Source organism: Rhodopila sp., from assembly GCF_965277165.1.
In the GTDB taxonomy this organism is placed as follows: Bacteria; Pseudomonadota; Alphaproteobacteria; order Acetobacterales; family Acetobacteraceae; genus Rhodopila.
The window spans coordinates 554,776-577,720 of sequence record NZ_CBDICE010000006.1 but is presented as its reverse complement, the minus strand read 5'-3'; the positions used below and the strand labels follow the sequence as shown (position 1 = coordinate 577,720).

21 protein-coding genes and 1 pseudogene are annotated in these 22,945 nt (G+C 64.7%); 6 read left to right on the top strand and 16 right to left on the bottom strand.

What is annotated here, in order from left to right; genetic code table 11:
• Positions 1-22: 22 nt before the first annotated feature.
• Positions 23-991, top strand: coding sequence for a c-type cytochrome (locus tag ACQY4Y_RS14300; protein ID WP_428491275.1), 969 nt, complete (start codon positions 23-25; stop codon positions 989-991).
• A gap of 96 nt (positions 992-1,087) precedes the next feature.
• Here the strand turns inward: ACQY4Y_RS14300 and ACQY4Y_RS14295 are convergent.
• From ACQY4Y_RS14295 to bchF, 16 genes and pseudogenes are all read right to left on the bottom strand, one after another.
• A pseudogene (locus tag ACQY4Y_RS14295) lies at positions 1,088-2,027 on the bottom strand (IS630 family transposase).
• Between the two features lie 127 nt (positions 2,028-2,154).
• The gene (locus ACQY4Y_RS14290; protein ID WP_428491274.1) at positions 2,155-2,424 is read right to left on the bottom strand and encodes a high-potential iron-sulfur protein; all 270 of its coding nucleotides are present in this window, start codon (positions 2,422-2,424) and stop codon (positions 2,155-2,157) included.
• A 38-nt stretch (positions 2,425-2,462) separates the two neighbouring features.
• Complete coding sequence (hemA, locus tag ACQY4Y_RS14285; protein ID WP_428491273.1) at positions 2,463-3,674, bottom strand: 5-aminolevulinate synthase; 1,212 nt, start codon at positions 3,672-3,674, stop codon at positions 2,463-2,465.
• On the bottom strand, positions 3,671-4,498 hold the full coding sequence (puhE, locus tag ACQY4Y_RS14280; RefSeq protein WP_428491272.1) for a putative photosynthetic complex assembly protein PuhE: 828 nt from the start codon (positions 4,496-4,498) through the stop codon (positions 3,671-3,673). Before puhE ends, hemA begins: the two co-directional genes overlap by 4 nt.
• A gap of 7 nt (positions 4,499-4,505) precedes the next feature.
• Entirely contained in the window at positions 4,506-5,552 is a 1,047-nt protein-coding gene (gene acsF, locus ACQY4Y_RS14275) for a magnesium-protoporphyrin IX monomethyl ester (oxidative) cyclase (protein WP_428491271.1), read from the bottom strand.
• Positions 5,549-5,827 carry a hypothetical protein gene (locus ACQY4Y_RS14270; RefSeq protein WP_428491270.1) on the bottom strand — a complete coding sequence of 93 codons (279 nt, stop codon included), beginning with the start codon at positions 5,825-5,827 and terminating at the stop codon, positions 5,549-5,551. Before ACQY4Y_RS14270 ends, acsF begins: the two co-directional genes overlap by 4 nt.
• On the bottom strand, positions 5,824-6,267 hold the full coding sequence (gene puhC, locus ACQY4Y_RS14265; RefSeq protein WP_428491269.1) for a photosynthetic complex assembly protein PuhC: 444 nt from the start codon (positions 6,265-6,267) through the stop codon (positions 5,824-5,826). Before puhC ends, ACQY4Y_RS14270 begins: the two co-directional genes overlap by 4 nt.
• A 13-nt stretch (positions 6,268-6,280) precedes the next feature.
• Positions 6,281-6,934 (bottom strand): photosynthetic complex putative assembly protein PuhB, encoded by a 654-nt coding sequence (puhB, locus tag ACQY4Y_RS14260; protein ID WP_428491268.1) that lies wholly within the window; start codon positions 6,932-6,934, stop codon positions 6,281-6,283.
• Positions 6,931-7,695, bottom strand: coding sequence for a photosynthetic reaction center subunit H (gene puhA, locus ACQY4Y_RS14255; protein WP_428491267.1), 765 nt, complete (start codon positions 7,693-7,695; stop codon positions 6,931-6,933). The genes puhB and puhA overlap by 4 nt, the downstream gene beginning before the upstream one ends.
• Before the next feature lie 4 nt (positions 7,696-7,699).
• Positions 7,700-9,136, bottom strand: coding sequence for a PucC family protein (locus ACQY4Y_RS14250; RefSeq protein WP_428491266.1), 1,437 nt, complete (start codon positions 9,134-9,136; stop codon positions 7,700-7,702).
• Positions 9,133-9,819 (bottom strand): magnesium protoporphyrin IX methyltransferase, encoded by a 687-nt coding sequence (gene bchM, locus ACQY4Y_RS14245; RefSeq protein WP_428491265.1) that lies wholly within the window; start codon positions 9,817-9,819, stop codon positions 9,133-9,135. The genes ACQY4Y_RS14250 and bchM overlap by 4 nt, the downstream gene beginning before the upstream one ends.
• The gene (bchL, locus tag ACQY4Y_RS14240) at positions 9,819-10,709 is read right to left on the bottom strand and encodes a ferredoxin:protochlorophyllide reductase (ATP-dependent) iron-sulfur ATP-binding protein (protein WP_428491264.1); all 891 of its coding nucleotides are present in this window, start codon (positions 10,707-10,709) and stop codon (positions 9,819-9,821) included. The genes bchM and bchL overlap by 1 nt, the downstream gene beginning before the upstream one ends.
• Positions 10,706-14,275, bottom strand: a complete 3,570-nt coding sequence (locus tag ACQY4Y_RS14235; RefSeq protein WP_428491263.1) for a magnesium chelatase subunit H — start codon at positions 14,273-14,275, stop codon at positions 10,706-10,708. The genes bchL and ACQY4Y_RS14235 overlap by 4 nt, the downstream gene beginning before the upstream one ends.
• Complete coding sequence (bchB, locus tag ACQY4Y_RS14230; RefSeq protein ID WP_428491262.1) at positions 14,250-15,731, bottom strand: ferredoxin:protochlorophyllide reductase (ATP-dependent) subunit B; 1,482 nt, start codon at positions 15,729-15,731, stop codon at positions 14,250-14,252. The genes ACQY4Y_RS14235 and bchB overlap by 26 nt, the downstream gene beginning before the upstream one ends.
• Positions 15,732-15,735: 4 nt before the next feature.
• Positions 15,736-17,001, bottom strand: a complete 1,266-nt coding sequence (locus ACQY4Y_RS14225; RefSeq protein ID WP_428491261.1) for a ferredoxin:protochlorophyllide reductase (ATP-dependent) subunit N — start codon at positions 16,999-17,001, stop codon at positions 15,736-15,738.
• A complete protein-coding gene (gene bchF, locus ACQY4Y_RS14220; protein ID WP_428491260.1) occupies positions 16,998-17,474 on the bottom strand; it encodes a 2-vinyl bacteriochlorophyllide hydratase in 477 nt (158 codons plus the stop codon). The genes ACQY4Y_RS14225 and bchF overlap by 4 nt, the downstream gene beginning before the upstream one ends.
• A gap of 388 nt (positions 17,475-17,862) precedes the next feature.
• Here bchF and ACQY4Y_RS14215 point away from each other — a divergent pair, with 388 nt between their 5' ends.
• From ACQY4Y_RS14215 to ACQY4Y_RS14195, 5 genes are read left to right on the top strand one after another with little or no spacing between them, the layout of a single operon-like run.
• A complete protein-coding gene (locus ACQY4Y_RS14215; RefSeq protein WP_428491259.1) occupies positions 17,863-18,813 on the top strand; it encodes a cobalamin B12-binding domain-containing protein in 951 nt (316 codons plus the stop codon).
• Positions 18,814-18,859: 46 nt separating this feature from the next.
• A complete protein-coding gene (gene ppsR / locus ACQY4Y_RS14210) occupies positions 18,860-20,284 on the top strand; it encodes a transcriptional regulator PpsR (protein ID WP_428491258.1) in 1,425 nt (474 codons plus the stop codon).
• Positions 20,274-21,236: a chlorophyll synthase ChlG gene (chlG, locus tag ACQY4Y_RS14205; protein ID WP_428491257.1), complete on the top strand. Its 963-nt coding sequence runs from the start codon at positions 20,274-20,276 to the stop codon at positions 21,234-21,236. Before ppsR ends, chlG begins: the two co-directional genes overlap by 11 nt.
• Positions 21,233-22,405: a geranylgeranyl diphosphate reductase gene (locus tag ACQY4Y_RS14200; protein WP_428491256.1), complete on the top strand. Its 1,173-nt coding sequence runs from the start codon at positions 21,233-21,235 to the stop codon at positions 22,403-22,405. The genes chlG and ACQY4Y_RS14200 overlap by 4 nt, the downstream gene beginning before the upstream one ends.
• Positions 22,402-22,878, top strand: a complete 477-nt coding sequence (locus tag ACQY4Y_RS14195; RefSeq protein WP_428491255.1) for a TspO/MBR family protein — start codon at positions 22,402-22,404, stop codon at positions 22,876-22,878. Before ACQY4Y_RS14200 ends, ACQY4Y_RS14195 begins: the two co-directional genes overlap by 4 nt.
• Positions 22,879-22,945 lie beyond the last annotated feature (67 nt).

Genomic DNA, 22,945 nt, shown 5'->3' with positions numbered 1-22,945 from the left:
TGTGGACTGGGAGCTTGGCTGAATGGACTCGATGGAGGTCAACAAAGGGATCGCGGCGGTCCTGGTCGCGGGGATCACCTTCTTCCTGACCGGAACCGTCGGCACGATCCTGGTCCAGGAACACTATCCGGCCAAACCGGCGATCACGATCGACATCCCCAAAGTCGCACCCTCCGGCAAGCCGGCCGCCCCGCAACTGCCACCAATCGCGCCGCTGCTGGCGAAGGCTGATCCGGCGGCCGGCGAGGCCGATACCCATAAACTGGGCTGCGTCGCCTGTCACAGCTTCAATGACGGCGGCAAGGCTATCATCGGACCGAATCTATATGACGTCGTCGGCGGCCCGCATGCCCACATGAAGGGCTTCGAATATTCCGCCGCGCTGAAGGCTAAAAAGGGCCCCTGGACGTTTGCTGAGCTGAACGAATGGCTGCACAAGCCCAGCGCCTACGCACCAGGCACGAAAATGACCTTCGCCGGCATCAAGAACGATAAGGAGCGCGCCGACGTCATCGACTACCTGCACACACTCTCACCACACCCCTTGCCGTTGCCTTCGCCGACCGCAGCACCACCGGCTGCCGCCCCTGCGGCTGCGGCCGGAGCTCCCCCAGCCGGTGAACCCCCGGTTGAGACATTGCTCGCGTCCGCCGACCCCAAGCTGGGCGAAGCCGACACACATAAGTTGGGCTGTATCGCCTGCCACACCTTCAACGATGGCGGCAAGGCCGGCATCGGCCCTAACCTGTATGGCGTCGTCGGCGGACCGCACGCGCATATGAAGGGTTTTGAATATTCGGCCGCGCTGAAAAGCAAGCAGGGTCCCTGGACCTACGACGAACTTTACCAGTGGCTGAAAAAGCCCAGCGCCTACGCGCCGGGAACCAAAATGACCTTCGTCGGCATCCCTAACCCGAAGGAACGCGCTGACGTCATCGCCTATCTGCGCAGCCTGTCACCCAACCCGGAACCGCTGCCGGCTAAGAAGTAGGCCAGAGCCCGATAGCGCCGGGCGAAACGTTCAAGGCGCGTGAATCATCAGACAAAACAAAAGGCTAGACCGGAATCACTCTGAGTGTGCAAAGCCTCAGTGACGGATGTAGTTGGCGCACTCGGTAGGGGTGAACCGTGTTAGAAGCTGGCCGATCGTCGTCCATAGCGCTTCGACTGATCGGGTTGCCGCCTCTCGCAGCAGCCGTTTGAGCTTGGAGAACGCGAGTTCGATCGGGTTTAGGTCGGGGCTGTAGGGCGGTAAGTAGAGCAGTTTGGCACCGGCGGTCTCGATCGCCTCTCGCACGCCAGCGATCTTGTGCGAGCTGAGGTTGTCGAGAATGACGGTGTCGCCTGCGGCCAGGGTCGGCACCAGGAACTGCTCGACATAGGCGAGGAACGTGTCGCCGTTGATAGCGCCATCGAGCACCAGGGGCGCCACCAGCCCGGTCGTGCGCAATCCGCACAGAAACGTCGTCGTGTGCCAATGCCCGTGCGGCACGGAGCACATCAGACGCTGTCCTTTCGGTGCTCTGCCGTGCGATGGCGTTATGTTCGTCGTGGCCCAGGTCTCGTCCAGGAACACCAGGCGGCGTGGGTCCAGCGTCAATTGCAACTTGGACCAGGCGAGCCGGGCCTCGACTATGTCCGCGCGGTCCTGTTCGGCGGCCCTGAGATTCTTTTTTTGTGTGTCAGGCCGAGCCGGGCCACCACCTTCCATATCACAGCGTGGCTGACGCGCACGTTGTGGGTCGCCTGCAGCCAGTCACGCAGATCACGCAGATCACGCAGCTTGGCGTCCGGGACGGCCGTCACCCCTTCAAGGCGTCGCGGAACGGTTCGAGCCGGAGCGGCACATGGTTGTGCTGTGGGCCGGGTGTCGACTGACCGAAGTTGCGCAACCGTGCTCGCGCCTTCGAGACATACGATTTGCTGACGCCAAACCGCTCCGCCACCGCAGCCAGCGTCGCATCCGGACAGGCCAGCACGCGGTCGCGCAAATCCTGATCCAAAGCCTGTCCACGTCGCCACGCCATAACCGCCTCCGAACAATGCCGGAGTCCCTCGAATCACAGATTACAGCCGTTTCGGAAGAGGGATTCTCGATTCCAGTCAGCGCAATTCCGGTCTAGACCGCGCCGGAATGCCGGCGCGGATCGCGCCCTATCCCTTGGTCTGCTCCTTCGGCGCGTAGGCAATGCACCAGCCATTCGGGTTGATCGTACCGGCGACGATCTTGCACGCATTCGGCGGTTGAAAGTTCACGCAGGTGCTGCATTTGTTGCCGTCCTTCGGCGTCTGCTGATACTGCACCTGCGCCTGGGCGATCTTGTCCTCGGCGCTGGCGCTGCTCACAGCCACAATACCGCCGACCACCGCAAGCCCCGCCCGCATCATCTGTCGCCGGGTCGCCTTCTCGAATTCTCTGCTCACGTCGGCCGTCTCCTCTTGTTGTGCCGCTGCATATTAGCTTAAGCCGCTTTCAGCACACTAAGTTCCGACCAAATCGTGCCCAGCGCATTCACCAGATGGTCAATATCCGCATCTGAGTGCATCGGCGACGGTGTTATCCGCAGACGCTCGGTTCCGTGCGGCACGGTCGGATAGTTGATCGGCTGCACGTAAATCGCGAAATCGTCCAGCAACCGGTCACTGATCTGCTTGCAAAGCACCGGATCGCCAACCATAACCGGAACAATATGACTGGGGTTGTCATAGTGTGGAATCCCCGCGGCATCAAGCCGGCGCCGTAATGTTGCCACCTGCCTTTGCTGCTGCCCACGCTCGGCCTGGCTGCCTTTCAGATAGCGGACGCTCGCCAGCGCCCCCGCCGCCACCGCCGGCGGCAACGCCGTGGTGAAGATAAACCCCGAGGCAAAGCTGCGCACGAAGTCGCACATCGACGCCGACCCCGCGATATAGCCGCCGACAACGCCGAACGCCTTGGCTAGGGTCCCCTCGATCACCGTCAGTCGGTGCGCCACCCCGTCGCGTTCGCTTACCCCGCCGCCACGCGGACCATACAGCCCCACGGCATGGACCTCGTCCAGATACGTCATCGCACCGAATTCGTCCGCCACGTCACAGATCTCCGCGATCGGCGCGATGTCACCATCCATCGAGTAAACCGACTCGAAGGCAACCAGCTTCGGCACCGCCGGATCGAGCTGCGCCAGCTTACGCCGCAAATCCTCCGGATCGTTGTGCGCCCAGATCCGCTTCTCGGCACGGCTGTGGCGAACCCCCTCGATCATCGATGCATGGTTCGATTGATCCGACAGCACCACACAGCCCGGGATCTTCCCGGCCAGCGTGCTCAATGTCGCCCAGTTCGACATATAGCCCGAGTTGAACAGCAGCGCGGCCTCGGTCCCATGCAGATCCGCCAACTCCCGCTCCAGCATCACGTGGTAGTGGTTGGTGCCGGCGATGTTGCGAGTGCCACCTGCGCCGGCTCCGCACCGATCCAGCGCCTCGTGCATCGCGGCGATCACCGACGGATGCTGGCCCATGCCGAGATAGTCGTTGGAACACCACACCCTGATCTGGGCCTCCCCAACCCCCTTGTGGTGCGTCGCTCGGGGGAAGCTACCGGCCACGCGCTCCAGGTCCGCGAATACGCGGTAATTGCCCTCGCGGCGGAGGCCATCGATCTGCTTGCGAAAGAATTGCTCGTAGTTCATGGGCGTCCCCCGATCGTTGCTTGTTTCGTCGTTGGTCTAGGCGCCTCGGCCGGTGTCCCGCGTACGCCAAGGCTCCACTGCCATAGGCCGTTCCAAAGCTTCGTCGCCGACACCGGCAGCACCAGGAACCAGTGCTCCAGGATCGCCAGCACCATCATCGTGGTGACCAGCGTGTAGCCGGTGCGCCGAAACAGATCCGCCGCGCCGAACGCCCGTTCCGCCAGCAGCACGGCCGCGATGGTGGACAGCGTGACCGAGAACGGGAACAGCAGGTTCATCGGCGCGCTGCGAAAGAAACTTCTGATATGCGCCAGATGCTCGGGCAGGAATTCGGCATTCAGGTTGCTGACGCCCAGGAACACGTTCAGCCGCGCGCTCTGATGCATCCACCACAGCACGACGAATGTCCACGTCCCGAAGTGGTTGCTGCCGTGCCAGGTCAGACCGAGCACCATCGCGGCCAGAACCAGAACGGCGATCTCGTGATATAGGCTGGCCTGAACCGCATGCCCGAAATGACGCCAGCCGGCGCAGCCATGCTTGCAGTGATGGGTCCGAGGCCCAGTGACAAACCCCATGTAGAAGCTGATTTCCAGCCATCCCCAGATCAGCACCGCACAGGTGAATGCGGTATAGGCACCCGTCACGCTGGTGTCGGACGCGCTGGTCACCAGCCCGAACACCGAAACGATCAGCACCGCGGTCGCCGCCGCCATGCTCCACCGGAAGGTCCGCGTCGGCAGACCATCCAGCACCAGGATCAGCCCGGTGCTGAACCACCAGATCAGCAGGCCGTGCAGCGCCGGGAGCCCGAATTGCGCCATCCCTGCCCTACCAGGCTGGTGCCATGCGGATTTCCCTCGGCAGCTCGTGCTGTCGCGGCCGCATGAAAAACAACCGCCCCAGCGTGACCGCCGCCGAGGCCTTCAACCCAAGCCCCTTCAGAATGCCGCCCAGGCCATACTGTCCCTTGTTAGCCTCGATCCGGCCACTCAACCGCAACAGCCGTTGCAGCCCGGCCAGGAACGCCGGATTGTCTAGATCCAGCGTCACCGGGAACACCTGCTTGCAGATCTCGGTCGTGATGCGGAAAACCTGCATGTCATATTGCGTCGGGTCCAGCCCGAGCGCGCGGTGAAACACCGGGCGGCCATGATCACGCACGAACATCGTCGCGAATACCGCCAGCAGGAAAAACCGGATCCAAATCCGGTTGACCCCCGAAAGCATATCCGGATTGGCCCGCATGATCAGCGCGAACGCCTCGCCGTGGCGGAACTCGTCGTTGCACCACTCCTTGAACCATTTGAAGATCGGGTGGAATCGCTTGTCCGGATGACGTTCCAGTTGCCTGAATATCGCGATGTAACGGGCGTAGCCGATCTTCTCGGACAGGTACACCGCGTAGAAGATGAATTTCGGCCGGAAATAGGTGTATTTCTTCACCTTGGTCAGGAAACTCAGATCGACACCGACACCAAAATCCTTCAGCGTGTCGTTGATGAAGCCCGCATGTCTGGCCTCATCGCGGCTCATGAAGGCGAACCAGTCGCGGATGTCGGGATTGCTCACCCGCTTCTTGATCTCGGCATACAGCACACAGCCCGAGAATTCAGAGGTCACCGAACTGACCAGGAAATGGATGAATTCCTCGCGCAGATCCGCCGGCATCAGCGACAGGTCGATGTCGTAATCCGCGTTGCGGACAAAATGATGCTTGTTCGCGTCGCGCGCGAATTCCGCCATCAGCTCGTCCCAGTCCTTGCGCACCGGCGTCACGTCCAGCCGGTCCATGGCGGCGAAATCCGTGGTATAGAACCGCGGGCTCAGCACGGTATCACGTTGCGCCAGTTGCGTGGTTTCGGTGACCGGCTTCATGGCGCTTCCCTCCGCTCGAACCCGACTTCATACAACGCAGTGAACTCCAGCAGTCCGCTGATCTGTGCCCACAGCCGGCCAAGGGCGGTCGCCCTGATCACCGTGGCCGAACAGCGCAATTCCAACCGATCGCCAAACGCAACCCGAGACGGGGCACCGTGAACCAGCACGCGATCACCCGGCTGAATCTCGATGCCCTCCGGCACGACATGAGCATGCAGACTGTCAGCCGTCTGCTCGATGTCCACCGTGCAGGGAACCTCCACCCGCCTCATGACTTGGCCCGCGCGGTCAGCAGCTGGGCGAACACCGACTCGTTGGTGATGCCAAACGCCTCCATCTCCACCGTTCGCCCCGTGGTCGGATCGGCCAGCGTCAGACGCCCGTCGGCCCATTCGGTCAGCCGGAACGGAACCGACACGCTCGCGTCCTGCCGCAACCTCTGCTGAGCCAGCCCGCGTACCGTTGCGCGCAGGAAACCGTTGGTCTCCGGCGCGATCATTTCGATCGGCACCTTGGTATTGCGCGCATCATAAACCGCCACGGCACCGTTCGGCCGATCGCGGAACAACAGCTCGCGCGACACGACCGCCGGCGCGGTCGGCGTGCTGTTGGCCGCTCCGGTCAGCCGTCCCACCGCTGCCGTAACGATCGACAGCAGGATCACTGCGCCGCCCGCAAACAGGATCGGACGGGGAAACGGAGCTTTGCTCATCGACCCTACTCCCTTACGCCGCTGCCGGAACATGCGCGCCGCCGGCGGCAGTTTCGCCCACCGGAACCGTGATCGCCCTGGCCGGCTGCGCCGCCGAAGCCGACAACGCCCGCCCCAAAATCAGTGCAACCGCGCCCGCATCCCCAACATCGCGCAGCGCCGGTTCCGCTTTGCCGGTCCGCCACGGACGAGCGTGCGGCCACAGCACCGCATAGCCGATCTTCTGGCCCGCGAGCAGCGTCAACGCGATATCGCCTGTGCTATCCGGCCAGCTACGCGCGCCGGCCGATGCAATCATTCCGAACGGAATCTGAATGGTGATCGGCATCGCGATGCCGAAGCGCATCACCACCCGGCGCGTGGTGATGGTGTAAAGCGTGGTGCGGGCAACCAACCAGGAGAACAGCACAAGCAAGCCGATCGCCACCGCTGCCAACCCCGCAAGCCGAAGCGTTGACAGCAAAACCTGTTCTGGCGGCGTTCCAGACGATAGTCGCCCGAAAATACCCCATATCGCCAGCAACACAAAATACCCGGTAACCCACCGCACCCGCATCGCGCGCCGAGCAAACGCCTGCCAGCGTGGGGCGCCCTGCCACAGAATTGTTTCGCCCTTAGGCAGTGGTCCCGGCAGCCCCGGTACCGGCTCGTAATCGTGCTCGTTCATAGCAGTGGCTCCACCCGGCTCGGCGTCGCGTACATATAACCGCTGGCGTAATAAGCCTGGATGCGGTCCTCCTCGCGCAGCGTCACCGCGTCGGGATTGGCCCGGTTCGGCGCGTCGGCGAATTGCGATCCCAAAACCGAGGCCACCATCACCCGCCCGGCCGCGTCGACCTTCGCCAACGGCATCGGCACCAGCACCGACACCCCCGCCGGCAGCGTTACCTCAAGATAACGGATTTGCGTCTCGGCACGGTCGACCCAAAGATCCGACACCACACCTCCGACGACACCATCCGCGCCAACCACCTCCTTGCCGCGCGGATCAGGACTTTCCTCGTCCACCGTATGATCCGTGGCAACCCGTAACGGCACCACCCGGTGCTCCGGTGTTTCCTGCATCAGATCCGGCACGTCGGCTCGCAATGCCGACGCCGCGGGTCCCGCCCCGGCCAGCATCGCGTTGCCCACCGGATGCATCGGCGCACCCGGCCAGGATGCAACCGGCTGCGCATCGAAAGGCGGCTGCGGCGGATCGACCCTAGGGGCGGAAACCATCTCCCCATTGGGCAACAGAAAGGTCTTCGGCGACGGCATCACCGGAAACCCCTGCAAGAACACCCCGGACCGCTCGGTCACCAGCGGATAGCCCTCGCGCTTGTCCTCCTTGCGCAAATAAAACACCAGGCCGGCAAAAAACAGCCAGAACGTGTAAAGTGCGACCTGTGCGACATCGATATAGCCTGTGATGGCTCCGGTTTGCATGACATCACCTCGGAAGGCTGAGCGAGTGGGACGATAGTTCACCAAGCCCAATGCTTGGCATGCTTGGCCGCCTTACCAGCGGACCAATGGCAATCAAGGTCGTGAACAGCAACGCTATTTCGATATGATAGACAACCGAGTATCCGGTCGCCGGATTGTTCATCGCCTGCCCCAGCACACCGTTGCTGGCCAGGATCGATACCCCGTCGCGGATCAGGCCGCCGGCGGCAACCGCGGTGCCGGCGGCCGACGCCTGCACCGCGCCCCATACCCCCAGCGCCAACCCGATCTGCCCACTGCGGGCGGTGCCCATCGCCGCGGTCAGCGTGCAGTGCGCGAAAAGTCCGGCACCAAAACCGATCAGCACGGTTCCCATCGCGAACAGCGCGATCGAATTCAGCGGCGCCGCGAATACCACCAGGCTGAACGCTGCCAGCCCGGTCAGCGCACCGCACGCCGCCAGACGATACGCATCCACACCGCGTCCCAACAATCGTGCCGCGACCCCGAAACCACTCAAGCCACCGAACGCCAGCACCGCGCTCAACAGCGTCGTCGTTCCCACCGCGAGGTGCAGAACCTGACCGCCGTACGGCTCCAACAAAATATCCTGCATGCTGAAAGCAACCGTGCCGGTGCCAAGCGCAACCAGCCGCCGGGTCGCATACGGCGTCGCGCTGAACGACTGCCAAGCCTCCTGGAACGTCGGCTGCACCCGGTCGCGCGCGGTCAGCGACGGATCCCTGGCCTCCTGCTTCCACAAGGCGCAGACATTCAGGATCATCGTCACCAGTGCGGTCCCCTGCACCACCTGGATCAGCTTTATCTCGGTGAAATGAGCCAGCAGCGCGCCATAGGTCAACGCACCGCCAACCATGCCAACCAGCAGCATCATGCAAAGCAACGCAACGACCCGCGGATGCGATTCCGGCGGCGCCAGGTCGGTGGCCAGCGCCAGCCCGACCGTCTGAGTCGTGTGCAGCCCCGCGCCCACCAGCAGGAACGCCAGCCCCGCCCCCAGGTGGCCGATGATCGGCGGGCCATTGCTGTCGCCCGACAGCACGATCAGCGCGAACGGCATGATCGCCAGCCCGCCGAACTGGATCAGCGTGCCCATCCAGATATACGGCACCCGCCGCCAACCCAGCACCGATCGATGCGTATCCGACCGAAACCCCACCAGCGCCCGGAATGGAGCAAACACCAGCGGCAGCGAAATCATCACCGCCACCAGCCAGGCCGGCACACCAAGCTCGACGATCATCACCCGGTTCAGCGTGCCGATCAGCAGCACCACCGCCAACCCGACCGACACCTGGAACAGCGACAGACGCAGCAGACGACCCAGCGGCAGTTCCGGCGTCGCCGCATCTGCGAACGGCAGAAACCGCGTCCCCAGATGCGTCCACCCCCGAGCAAATTTTGTCCCGATCGCACTCACCGGCGGACCAGCTCCATCGCTTGAGAGATATAAAATCCTCGCGCCACCCGATGCCTGCCCCGGACACCCCAGCCCGAAACGGCCTCGCCAATCAGACGCTCGATGCTGCGCGGCCGAACCGGCTCGATTGCCGGTGCGCGGTCACTGCGCGGAAACAGCCGGCCCACCGCATGCATCGCGCTCAACGCCGCGGTGCGCGGCGCGAAGGTAAACAGCACCCCCCGATCACTGCGCTGACACAACCCCTCCAGCACCCGAACCGTGTCACGCGGCCGGTAATGAATCAGCGAGTCCATCGCTACAACGTAATCGAAACGACCGAGCTCGGGATCCAGCATGTCGCCGACTCGAAAGTCGATGTCGAGATCAGCCGGCAGCCGCTCCCGGCCCAGCCCGATCAGCGAAGGCGAAAGATCGATCGCCACTACCCTGGCGCCGCGCCGCGCCGCCTCCACCGCCAGTGCCCCGGTGCCACAACCGGCATCCAGTAACCGCACGCCGTGCAGATCATCGGGGAGCCAGCCCAAAAGCGTGCGCCGCATGTCGTCCCGCCCGGCACGAACCGTGGCCCGGATGCTGTTCACCGGCGCATCCGACGTCAGCCGCTTCCAGGCTTCGACCGCGGTGCGATCGAAGTATTGCAGCAACTCCCCGCGGCGGGCCGCATAAGTCAGCGTCGGCATCAGTCAAATCCCAGCAGGTCGAAAATGTCCCGGTCCTTCAGCGGCCGAGTCTCCAGCGCTTCGGTTCCAGCCAGCAGCGTCGCCGCCAACCGGAGGTATTCGTTCTGCACCGCCGTGATTTCCGGCGTCGCGTCCATTTCGAACAACGTCGACTTCTTCAGCCGAGACCGGCGGATCACGTCCAGGTCGGGAAAATGCGCCAGCGTCTTCAATCCGGTCCGGTCGTTGAACTTATCGATCTGGTCGGTCGCGGCGCTGCGGTTGGCGATCACGCCGCCCAGTCGAACATCGTAGTTGCGCGCCTTGGCCTGGATCGCGGCAACGATCCGATTCATCGCGAAGATCGAATCGAAATCATTGGCCGCCACGATCAGCGCCCGACCGGCATGCTGCAGCGGTGAGGCAAACCCGCCGCACACCACGTCACCCAGAACGTCGAAGATCACCACGTCGGTGTCTTCCAGCAGATGATGCTCCTTCAACAACTTCACCGTCTGCCCGACAACGTATCCGCCGCACCCGGTGCCGGCCGGCGGACCGCCCGCCTCGATGCACATGACGCCGTTGTAGCCTTCATAGACGAAGTCCTCGATGCGCAATTCTTCCGAGTGGAAATTCACGCTCTCCAGGATATCGATCACCGTCGGCACCAGCCGCTTGGTCAGAGTGAATGTCGAATCGTGCTTCGGATCGCAACCGATCTGCAGCACCCGTTTGCCAAGTTTTGAGAACGCAACGGACAAGTTGGAAGACGTCGTGCTCTTGCCGATGCCGCCTTTGCCGTACACCGCGAAAACCTGCGCGTTGCCGATCTGAATATCGGGCGCCATCTGCACCTGCACGCTGCCCTCACCGTCGCCGCGACCCGGAATTCGCCTGATCACCGTCATGCCGCTGCCTCCAATCCAATCCCTTCGAGCCGGTCCTCGAGTTCCTCACCCGCGCGCTGCAATGCTTCCCGGATTGCCTCGCCCGGCGTCCAGTAGTTGCGCTCGTGCGCCTCGATCAGCCGATTGGCGATCTTCGCCGACGCCGTCGGGTTCAACGCCGCCAGCCGCTGCCGCATTTCCGGGTCCAGAACGAATGTCTCTGACAGCTTCTCGTAAACCCAGGGCTGAACCTCGCCCGTCGTCGCCGACCAGCCGAAGGTATTGGTCACATGGGCTTCGATTTCGCGCACCCCCTCGTAACCGTGCGCCAGCAACGCCTCATACCATTTCGGGTTCAGCGCGCGCGTGCGGGTCTCCAGCGCCACCTGCTCGGAAATCGTCCGCACCGTGCCATCGCCACGCGTCTGGTCGCCGATATACACCGCCGACGCCTGACCGCCGCGCGCCCGTCGCACCGCCCGGCTGATGCCGCCAAGCGTGTCGAAGTAATGATCGACCGTTGTGACACCCAGTTCCAGCGAATCCAGGTTCTGATAGGTGATATCAACCCGAGCAAGCGCATGCGACAGAACCGCGTCGTGCCGCTGCGGCCGGCCCGAGGCACCATAGGCGAAGCCCTTACGCTTAAGATACGCATCGGCCAACTGACCCTCATCCTCCCAAGTGCCGCTACCGATCAACTGATTGACGTTCGCCCCATACGCACCGTCCGCATTGCCGAACACCCGCAACGCCGCGTCCTCGATCGTTCCGCCATGCTCGGCCTGAAACGCCAGCGCATGAGCGCGCACGAAATTCTGCTCGATCGGCTCCTCGGCGGTCGCCGCCAACAACGCAGCTTCGGCAAGAAGTTTCGTTTGCAACGGCAGCAGGTCACGAAAAATCCCTGACAGCGTCACCACGATATCGATACGCGGCCGGCCCAGGACCTCCAGCGGAATCAGGCTGGCACCGCACACCCGGCCATAACTGTCGCAGCGTGGTTCGGCGCCCACCAGCCAAAGCGCCTGCGCGATCGGACCCCCTTCGGTCTTCAGATTGTCGGTGCCCCAAAGCACCATCGCCACCGTTTGCGGCAACGCCCCGGCGTCCCCCTGGTGGCGCTCCAGCAGACGATCCGCCTGCCTGGCACCATCACGCACCGCGAATGCGCTTGGGATCCGGAACGGATCGAACCCATGCAGATTGCGCCCGGTCGGCAGCACCTCGGTGGTGCGCAACAGATCGCCACCCGGCGCCGGGCGAATGTAGCCACCATCCAGCGCATGGATCAGCGAAGGGATCTCATGATCCTCGGCCAACAGCCCATCCAAACGAGCGCGTTCCGCGGCATCGCTCACCCCCGCGGCATCCAGCATGGAGCGGCGCTGATCCTCGTTCAGCCCTTCGCCCACGACATGCAGGCCGTGCGGGATAAGCGTGTACTCCAGCTCCAGCAGATCAGCCGCCAGTCGTTCGGGATCCCTCGCCGCCAGATCCACCGCCCCGGCCTGAACCTCGATCAGCGCCGCCAACGACTCGCGCTGGCCATCATCGGCATCCGGCGGCAGCGCACGCCAGCGGTCCAGCGACGCCTTCAGATCGAGCAACCCGCGATACAGCCCGGCATGAGCCACCGGTGGCGTCAGATAGCTTATCAACGATGCCCCGGCGCGGCGTTTCGCGATCATGCCCTCGGATGGATTGTTCGAAGCGTACAGATAGAAATTCGGCAGATCGCCAATCAACCGGTCGGGCCAGCAATCACCCGACATCCCGGCCTGCTTGCCAGGCATGAACTCCAGCGCGCCATGAGTGCCGAAATGCAGCACCGCATCGGCGCCGAACTCCTGATTGATCCAGCGATAGAACGCGCAGAACGCATGCGTCGGTGCAAATCCCTGCTCGAACAGCAGCCGCATCGGATCGCCTTCGTAACCGAAGGCCGGTTGAACGCCCACGAACACGTTGCCGAACTGCGCGCCCAGCACGAACAACGACGCGCCGTCGGTCTGCAGCCGCCCCGGCGCCGGACCCCATTGCGCCTCGATCTCGCCCAGCCAGCGCTGCCGCCGCACATGCTCATCGGCACTCACCCTGGCCGCGACATTGGCGTTGGCACCGAACAAGGATGCATTGCCCAGCAGCAACCGATCGCGTAGCGTATCGACATCGTCGGGAACTTCAACCTCGTAGCCGGCGTCCCGCATCCCGCGCAACGTGTTCAGCAGTGATGCGAACACCGACAGATACGCCGCCGTTCCAACCGTCCCGGCGTTGGGCGGAAAATTGAACAGCACGATGGCGATCCGCCGCTCCGCCCGAGCCTTGCGCCGCAATTCCACCAGACGCGCAACCCTTGCCGCCAGCATGGCGGTCCGTTCCGGGTGCGCCACCATATCGCGCCGCTTCGCCTCACCCGCCGATGCCGACCGGCCGCCGAACGTCATCGGACAGATCGCCCCGTCAAGCTCCGGAATCGCTACCATCATGGTGGCTTCCACCGGCAGCAGGCCGCGCGCGTCATCCTTCCACTGTTCCAAGGTCTGGAACTCGACCGGATGCGCCGCGATATAGGGCACATCCAGCCCCGCCAGCAGGTCCTCGGCCGCACGCGCGTCGTTGTACGCCGGCCCACCGACCAGACTGAACCCGGTCAGCGAGACCACCGCATCCACGCTCGCCCGACCGTTGTGCATGAAATAACGCGTCACCGCCTCGCGCTGGTCAAGCCCGCTGGCAAATGCCGGGACCACCTGAAGCCCCTTCGCCTCCAACGCCGCGATCACCCCGTCATAATGCGCCGCGTTGCTGGACAGCGCATAGGATCGCAACAGCAACAGCCCAACCCGGCCGCCCAAACCCGAAGCCGGAAGCTGATCCAGCCGCTCGACGATGCGACCGGCTATCCGCGGATGATACAGTCCAACCTCGGGATACTCGACCGGAGGCGTCACCCGCAGCGACCCGGCCAGATGCGCCCGATCGCCGGCCGAATAACGACCCACCAGCAGCCGCACCATGCCGCCAAGGTTTTCCTCGGATCCCGCCAACCAATACTGCAAGGTCATGAAATAGGCCCGCACGTCCTGCGCGGTGCCCGGAACGAACTTCAACAGTCGCGGGATCTGCCGCAGCATCTTCATCTGCCCGCGCGCGTTCGATCCGGTGCCCCCCTTGCCCCGCATCCGCTTCAGCCACGCGATCGCCCCGGTCGCCTCGGTCGACATATTGAATTTGCCAAGCTTGGTCAGCCGCACCACCTCGCCGGCCGACAGCATGCAGATCATCGCGTCGCAGTGATCCCGCCGCGCCGCCAGCGCCGGCAGCACCGCTCGGATATGATCCTCCATGAACAGCATCGTTGCGATAACGATGTCGGCCCGCCCAATATCGGCATGGCACGCCTCCAAGGCCGTGGGATTGCCGCCCCATTCGTCGGCCGCATGCATCGTGACTTCCAGATTCGGCAACTGGCGCCGCAATACCCCTTCCGCCCTGGTCAACGCGCCGCCCAGGTGACTATCCATCGTCACCACGACAACCCGTATCGCAGTGCGGTCAGCGGCCGTAATGGGCTTTCGCATCGTACAGCGTTTCCAAGGTGATACCGGTCAAGCCACGATCGGCGGCAAAACGTTCCGTGTTACGGCGAGCCTTGCCGCGGACAAAGAACGGAATCTTCTTTAATTCCGTCTCCGCCGCGGTGTCCCATGCCGGACTCAGAACATCGGGCGGCGCCGTGCCACCCAGATGCGACGCACCGGCGTCGTCATGGAATTCCACATCGTCACGGAACATGCCCAGCAGATGTTCCTCCAGGCCCATCATCAACGGATGCACCCAGGTATCAAAAATGACGTTCGCCCCTTCGAAACCCATCTGCGGCGAGTAGCGCGCCGGGAAATCCTGCACATGCACCGGCGCTGAGATCACCGCGCACGGAATCCCCAGCCGTTTGGCGATGTGGCGCTCCATCTGCGTGCCCAGAACCAGCTCCGGCTGCAACTCGCTGATCCGCGCCTCGACCTCCAGATAGTCGTCCGTGATTAAAGCCTCGACATCGTAATGAATTGCTGCCGCACGAACCTCGCGCGCGAATTCCCGCGTGTACGATCCCAGCCCCACCACCGTGAAACCAAGCTCCTCGGACGCAATCCGGGCCGCCGCGATGGCATGGGTGGCGTCGCCGAAGATGAACACACGCTTGCCGGTCAGGTAGGTCGAATCCACCGAACGCGAATACCAGGGCAGCCGCGACTCGACCGGCAACGGATCGACCCCGGCCAAGGCCGCCACTTCCGCAATGAAATCCCGGGTCGCCCCAACGCCGATCGGCACCGTCTTCACCATCGGCTGACCGAACTGACGCGACAGCCACGACGCCGCCTGCAATCCGATTTCCGGATACAGCACGATGTTGAACGAAGCATCGCCCAGCCGCGCCAGGTCCGCCGGCTCGGCCCCCAGCGGCGCGATCACGTTCACCGCAACACCAAGCCGCTTCAGCAAAGCAACGATCTCGGTCACGTCGTCGCGGTGCCGGAATCCCAGCGCCGTCGGCCCAAGTATATTGCACCGCGCCTTCGCACCAGGTTCGCGGCGCACCGCAAACGCCCGAACCAACTGATAAAAGGTTTCGGCCGCGCCCCAGTTTTCCTTCTTCTGGTAGGCCGGCAACTCGACCGCGACCACCGGGATCGGCAACCCTAGCGCCCTGGCCAACCCACCGGGATCGTCCTGGATCAGTTCGGCGGTGCATGAAGCCCCCACCAGCAGCGCAGCCGGCTTGAACCGCTCATACGCCTCCCGCGCGGCATTCTTGAACAACTCCGCTGTGTCGCCGCCCAGATCGCGCGCCTGAAACGTCGTATACGTCACGGGAGGCCGTTTCGATTTCCGCTCGATCATGGTGAACAGCAAGTCGGCGTAGGTGTCGCCCTGCGGCGCGTGCAGCACGTAGTGCAGCCCCTCCATCGCGGTCGCGACCCGCATCGCCCCGACATGAGGCGGACCTTCATATGTCCACAGCGTCAGCTTCATCGCGCTACACCGCCAACCGTGTGCGCCGCACCAGCGGTCGCGCGAACAGCTCGGCAAGCTCGCCCGCCTGGTCATAGCCCTGCACCGGGCTGAACAGCAGCTCGATCGACCATTTCGTGGTCAGACCTTCTGCCTCCAGCGGATTGGCCAGTCCCAACCCGCACACCACCAGGTCCGGCCTGGCCGCGCGGCAGCGATCCAGTTGCCGCTCGACATCCTGCCCTTCGCTCAACACCACGCTGTCCGGCAACAGCGCCAGCTCCGCCGCCAGATGCTGGCGATGCAGATAGGGCGTGCCCGCCTCCAGCACCCGCATCGACAATTCGCGGCACAGAAACCGAGCCAGCGGAATTTCCAGTTGCGAGTCGGGAAACAAGAAAACCCGGCGTCCAGCCAGTTCGCCGCGATATCGCGCCACCGCCCGACGTCCGCGCTCCTGCGCCAATTCAGTCGCCACACGAAACGTCGAAGCATCCACCCCAAAAGCGCTGGCCGCCGCCTGCAGCCACGCCGTAGTGCCCTCGACCCCCAGCGGAAACGGCGCAGCAATCCTTTCGGCGCCACGCTCCTCGAGCGCCCGCGCGGTGTCCGCCAGGAACGGCTGCGCCAGCAGATAGCGCGTGCCGGGCCCCACCGCGGGCAGCGCCATAGCCCGACGAGGCGGCAGGAACCGCACCCGCTCGATTCCCATCGCCCTGAACAGTCTGGTGAACTGGTCCTCCACCACGTCCGCCAGCGCACCCACCACCAGCAGCTCGCCCGCCCCGCCAGCCGGCAGCACCGGCACCAGCGATGCCAGGCAGGCATCCTCGCCTTGCGTAAATGTCGTTTCGATCCCGCTGCCCGAGTAGTTCAATACCCGTACATCCGGCCCGAACTGCCGCCCCAGCCGCAGCGCCGCACGCGAAAGGTCCAGCTTGATGACTTCCGACGGACACGACCCGACCAGGAACAACAACTTGATGTCGGGACGCCGCCGCAGCAGTTGCGTCACCACTTCATCCAACTCGTCGTTGGCGTCCGCCAGCCCGGCCAGGTCACGCTCATCGATGATCGCCGTGGCGAAGCGTGGTTCGGCGAAGATCATCACCCCGGCCGCGGACTGGATCAGGTGCGCGCAGGTGCGCGATCCCACCACCAGGAAAAACGCATCCTGGATCTTGCGATGCAGCCAGATGATCCCGGTCAGGCCACAGAACACCTCGCGCTGGCCACGCTCGCGCAACACCGGCCGTTCACTCACCAGGGCACTGTCTGGAACAGCATTCACGAAGGCTGACCCAGCGCGGCACCCGCCGTCCAAAGATGTTCCTGCTGGCGCGCCGCGCGCAGCTTCAGCACGAACTGAGTGGCGTTGATCACGTACGATGTGTACGCCGCCAGTGCCAGCCACATCTGCCGTTCGGCATCAACCGCACCGGAAAACAACGCGATCAGGTAGGTGGTGTGCAGCGCCAGCACCAGCATGCTGACGACGTCCTCCCAAAAGAACGCCGGGGCGAACAGGTAGCGCCCGAACACATCACGCTCCCAGATCGAACCCGTCACCATGATGACGTACAGCACCACCGTCTTCACCACGATCGACGCGGTCGCCACGCCCAGCCCGCTGCCGGTCGCCAGGTAGCGCAGCACCAAGCTCACGCTGACCAGGAAGACCGCGAACTGCATTGGCGCCAGCACACCCTGCACCATGGTCCACCGCGACTCGTCGCGCCGCCGCCGCTCGTCGGCGGTGTACAACGGGCGCCCCCGCAGCGGGCTGCACTGATGCAGCCGTCGCCCCGCGGCTGCGCCCCAAGGGCAACAGTCGGCCCCGCCGATGGCCCGATTCAGCAGATCAAGCGTAAACATGGATTGACAATAAAGCGAAGGATTGGTGGGCTTCGACGCAGATCGGCGACCAATCGCCATCCATCTCGCCGGCCCCGTCTGTTAACCGCAAATCGCTTGATGTTCGACCGGCCCATCGTGGAATAGCAGTGAGATTTTCCACCTCGCCCTCCCTGCGCAAGATGCAGCACGTGTTGGAAGGCTAGAGCGCGTCGAAGCAAACTGTCAAGCGCCCCGTACGTAAACCGTGCTTGACAATAGGGGCGGGCCGCGATGAACTAAAAGGGGGAGACAGAGCATGAGCTTTGGGGAACATGTCGCCGACTCATCCAGCTGGCCCGGCCCGAACAAGCCGCGCCAAAAAACGCCTGGCCGATCGTTAAGCCAGACCCTGGGAAACCAGACCCCCGGAAGCCAGACTCCGGGCGGCGCCATTCCACATCAACGTCCGCTCGGACACCTGGGATCACTAGCGCCAAACCGCCGATCCGCGCTGCTGGAAAAGATCGTCGAGAGCGAAATCCTGCCGCGTCTCGTCCTCGCGCGGTCAGCCGCGTCGTCGCGAACCGCCGAACCGGCGACAACTTCCGATGACACCACCGAACTGGTGCACCGGCTAATCAGCCCCGACGACCAAGCAGCCTGGGCCCTTATCGAACGCCTGCAAGCCGACGGCGTGACCGCCGCCGATCTCTACCTCGGCATCATCACCCGAGCCGCCCGCCAGCTGGGCGACCTCTGGCAGCAGGACCGTTGCGATTTCACCCATGTGACTATCGGCCTCGGCCGCCTGCAGCTGATCGCGCGCAAACTTTCGCCCGACTTCCAGGCCGCCGCCGTCAGCCAGTCCGCCCACGCCGATACCGTCCTGCTGCTGCCCGCGCCCGGCGAACAGCACACCATCGGCCTCGTCATCCTCGCCGAGTTCTTTCGCCGCGAGGGCTGGAACGTCGCCGGCGCCCCGGTGTCCACCGGCTACGACGCCCCCCGGTTGGTGCGCGGCGCATGGACCGATGTCGTCGGCTTCTCGATCGGCTCGATGCAGCGCCTCGATCAACTGACAACCTGCATCAGCGCGGTCCGCAAGGCATCGCGCAACCCCTATCTGGCGGTGCTGGTGGGCGGACCGCTGTTGCTCGAACGCCCCGACCTGGTGGCCCGGGTCGGCGCCGATGCAACCGCGGTCGACGCCCCCGCCGCCGTCCGCCAGGCGAGAGGCTTGCTGGCGATGCAAGCCGCCGCCGACTGATCGTCAATCCAGGGCCCGGTGTTCAGAACGGAGGGTTCGGCTGACCGTGAAGGCATTCAAGGCCCCAAAAACAGCCCTGGGTGATATCGATGCGGAAGCCGCGGCGGCGCTGATCACCGCAGCCGCCGACATCGCATTGATCCTCGACGCCAGCGGCACCATCCGCGACGTCTCGATCGCTGCCGAGGACCTGACGGACGACCTCGCCGGCCACGCCAACTGGCTGGGCAAGCCCTGGATCAGCACCGTCACCGAAGAAAGCCGCGCCAAAGTCGAAATGCTGATCGCCGGCGCCTCATCCCAACAACAGCCGCGCTGGCGCCACCTCAATCATCCCGCCACCAATGGCCCCGACGTACCAATCCTCTATGCCGCGATCCGCACCGGCAGCGCCGAACGCATCGTCGCCTTCGGCCGCGACCTGCGCGCGGTTTCCTCGCTGCAGCGCCGCCTGGTCGATGCCCAGCAGTCGATGGAGCGCGACTACATCCGCATCCGCTACATCGAGACCCGCTACCGGCTATTGTTCCAGATGGCGACCGACGCCGTGCTGATCGTCGACAACGCCACCCACAAGGTGCTCGACAGCAACCCCACCGCCCGTCGGCTGTTTGCCCACGCCGCCGAACCCGGGGCCGCTTGGCCGCTGACCAACGGCTTCACCCCAGATACCGCGCAAGGTGTCGAACTGCTGCTCGCCGGCGTGCGCGCCTCCGGCCGAGCCGACGACGTCCACGCCCGCCTGCTGCAGGATGACCGCGAGGTCGTGGTCACCGCCTCCTTGTTCCGCGACGAGGCCGGCGTCGCCTGCCTGCTGCGCATCGCCCAACCCGCCGGTGAACCAGCCTCCGGCGTGCTGCCGAAACTCAAGGCCAAGCTGCTCAAGCTGATGGAAAGCGCGCCCGATGGATTCGTCGTCACCGGGGTTGATGGCCGCATCATCACCGCCAACGCCACCTTCCTCGAACTCGCCCAACTGCCCACCGAGGAACAGGCCCGCGACCAGCCGCTCGGCCGCTGGCTCGGCCGTTCCGGTGTCGATCTGGATATCCTGATCGCCAATATGCGCCAACACGGCTCGGTGCGCCTGTTCGCCAGCCTGCTGCGCGGCGAGCTCGGCGAACCGGCCGACGTCGAGGTCTCCGCCGTTACCGTCATGAACGGCGGCCAGCCATGCTTCGGATTCGCCATCCGCGACGTCGGCCGACGGCTGCAGCGCGCACCGCGAGTCGAACGCGCCATGCCAAGATCGCTTGAACACCTCACCGAACTGATCGGCCGCGTCGCGCTCAAGGATCTGGTGCGCGAGGCCACCGACGTGATCGAGCGATTGTGTATCGAATCCGCCCTCAACCTCACCGGCGACAACCGCGCCTCGGCCGCCGAGATGCTCGGTCTCAGCCGCCAAAGTCTCTACGTGAAACTGCGTCGCTACGGTCTCGGTGACCCCGAGGCCGCGGGTGCGGATTGAAGGACCCAACGCCGTGGATACAGCCCCGACTTCATCATGGCCCGGCGTAGCCGGACCCCTCGTCGCCAGCCAAGCCGTCCCCCCGACACGACGCATGCCCGCGATGCTCGAACTGCTGAAACCGATCACCTGGTTCGCGCCGATGTGGGCGTTCGGCTGCGGCGTGGTCTCGTCGGGCGTGCCGCTGTCACAACGCTGGTGGGCGGTGATCCTCGGCATCATCCTGGCCGGCCCGATGGTGTGCGGCACCAGCCAGGCGGTCAACGACTGGTTCGACCGCCATGTAGATGCGATCAACGAACCCGACCGCCCGATCCCGTCGGGCCGGCTGCCAGGGCGTCGCGGCCTGCTGATCGCCGTCGCCTGGACCGTGCTGTCACTGCTGGTCGCAGCCCCGCTAGGCCGCTGGGGCTTCGGCGCGGCGGTCGTCGGCCTCGCCTTGGCCTGGGCCTACAGCGCGCCACCGTTGCGGCTGAAACAGAATGGCTGGTGGGGCAACACCGCCTGCGCCGCCTGCTATGAAGGTCTGCCCTGGATCACCGGCGCCGCAGTGATGACCGCCACCCGGCCCGAATGGCAGATATTCGCCATCGCCGCGCTCTACAGCGCCGGTGCCCACGGCATCATGACCTTGAACGATTTCAAGTCGATCGACGGCGACCGCCAGACCGGCATCGCCTCGCTGCCCGTCCTGCTGGGCACCGAACGAGCCGCCGGCGCCGCCTGTATCGCCATGGCCCTGCCGCAGGTCGCAGTGATCGCCCTGCTGCTGGGTTGGGGCTTCGTCACCTCCGCCTTCGTCGTCTCGCTGCTGCTGATGACGCAGTTGCTGCTGATGGTCCGCCTGATGGCCGCACCCAGGGCCAACGCCCCCTGGTACAACGCCACCGGGACCACGCTCTACGTCATCGGCATGCTGGTCACCGCCTTCGCCCTAAGGATGCCAACATGATCGAAACCTACGATGCCGTGGTCGTCGGTGGCGGCCCGTGCGGCGCTACGGCCGCCAACGAACTGGCCCGCCGAGGCCGCTCGGTCCTGCTGCTGGACCGCGCGGGTCGCATCAAGCCCTGCGGCGGCGCCATCCCGCCCAGGCTGATCCAGGATTTCGGCATCCCCGATCATCTGCTGGCCGCGCGCATCACCTCGGCCCGCATGATCGCACCCTCGGACCGAGCCGTGGACATGCCGATCGCCGACGGCTTCGTCGGCATGGTCAACCGCGAAACCTTCGACGAATGGCTGCGCGACCGCGCCGCCGCCAACGGCGCCACCCGCCAAAGCGGCAAGTTCGACACCATCTCACACGACTCCGACGGCACCGCGCGAGTCCACTTCCAGCCCAAGGAAGGCCCCGAGACCTCGGTCCGCACCCGAGTCGTAATCGGCGCCGACGGCGCCAAATCCGCAGTCGCCGCCCAGTGCCTCCAAGGCGCCGCCAAAATCCCCCACGTCTTCGCCTATCACGAGATCCTGCGCGTCCCCCCCGAAGGTTTCGACGCCACCCGCTGCGACGTCTACTACCAGGGCCGCCTGTCACCGGATTTCTACGGCTGGGTGTTCCCGCACGGCGAAACCGCCAGCGTCGGCAGCGGGTCGATGCGCAAGGGGTTCTCGCTGCGCCGCTCGGTCACCGACCTGCGCCAGGCCGCCGGCCTCGGCACTGCCGAAACGATTCGCCGCGAAGGCGCGCCGATCCCGCTGCACCCGATGCGCCGCTGGGATGACGGCCGCGACGTCATGGTTGCCGGCGACGCCGCCGGGGTGGTTGCACCGGCGTCAGGAGAGGGCATCTACTACGCCATGGATGGTGGACGCCTGGCAGGTGAAGCAGCGGATGAATTTCTCGCCGACGGCAACCCGCGCGCGCTGCGCACCGCTCGCCGCCGCTTCATGCGCCAGCATGGCCGGGTGTTCTGGATCCTGCGCATGATGCAGTGGTTCTGGTACTCCAGCGACAAGCGGCGCGAGCGATTCGTCAGCATGTGCCAGGACCCCGACGTGCAACGCCTGACCTGGGACTCCTACATGAACAAGCGCCTGACCCGCACCAGCCCGACCGCCCACGTAAAGATTTTCTTCAAGGACCTCGCGCATCTGCTGGGTCTGGTCTCTGCGTGACCCTCCAGATTATCGTCGCTGCCGCCTGGGGGGTCGTCGTTGCCGGGTTCGGCGCCTTCCTGACCGAACTGTCACCCTGGTACTACACCTTGCGCAAACCAACCTGGCAGCCGCCCGACTGGTTGTTCGGCCCAGCCTGGACGCTGATCCTGGGGCTGGCATCGGTCTCCGCGCTGCTGGCTTGGCGCGCCGCCCCCGATCGCGCCAGCCGCATTCTCATCGTTGCCCTGTTCGTGCTCAACGGCGTGGCCAACCTCGGCTGGAGCCCGCTGTTCTTCAGGCTGCGCCGACCCGACTGGGCCTTGTGGGAGGTGCCGTTGCTGTGGCTCTCCGTCCTGCTGCCGATCGTGCTGCTGGCGCCGATCTCCCGCACCGCCAGCCTGCTGCTGCTGCCCTACCTCGCATGGGTCTCCTTCGCCGCCTTCCTCAACCTCACCATCGTGCGCCTCAACGCCCCGTTTCGCGGCATATAATCAGAACAAAAATCCCGCGCACCGCGACCGGTTGGTTTCCAAATACGGAAGGCGCGTCGCCTTTGAC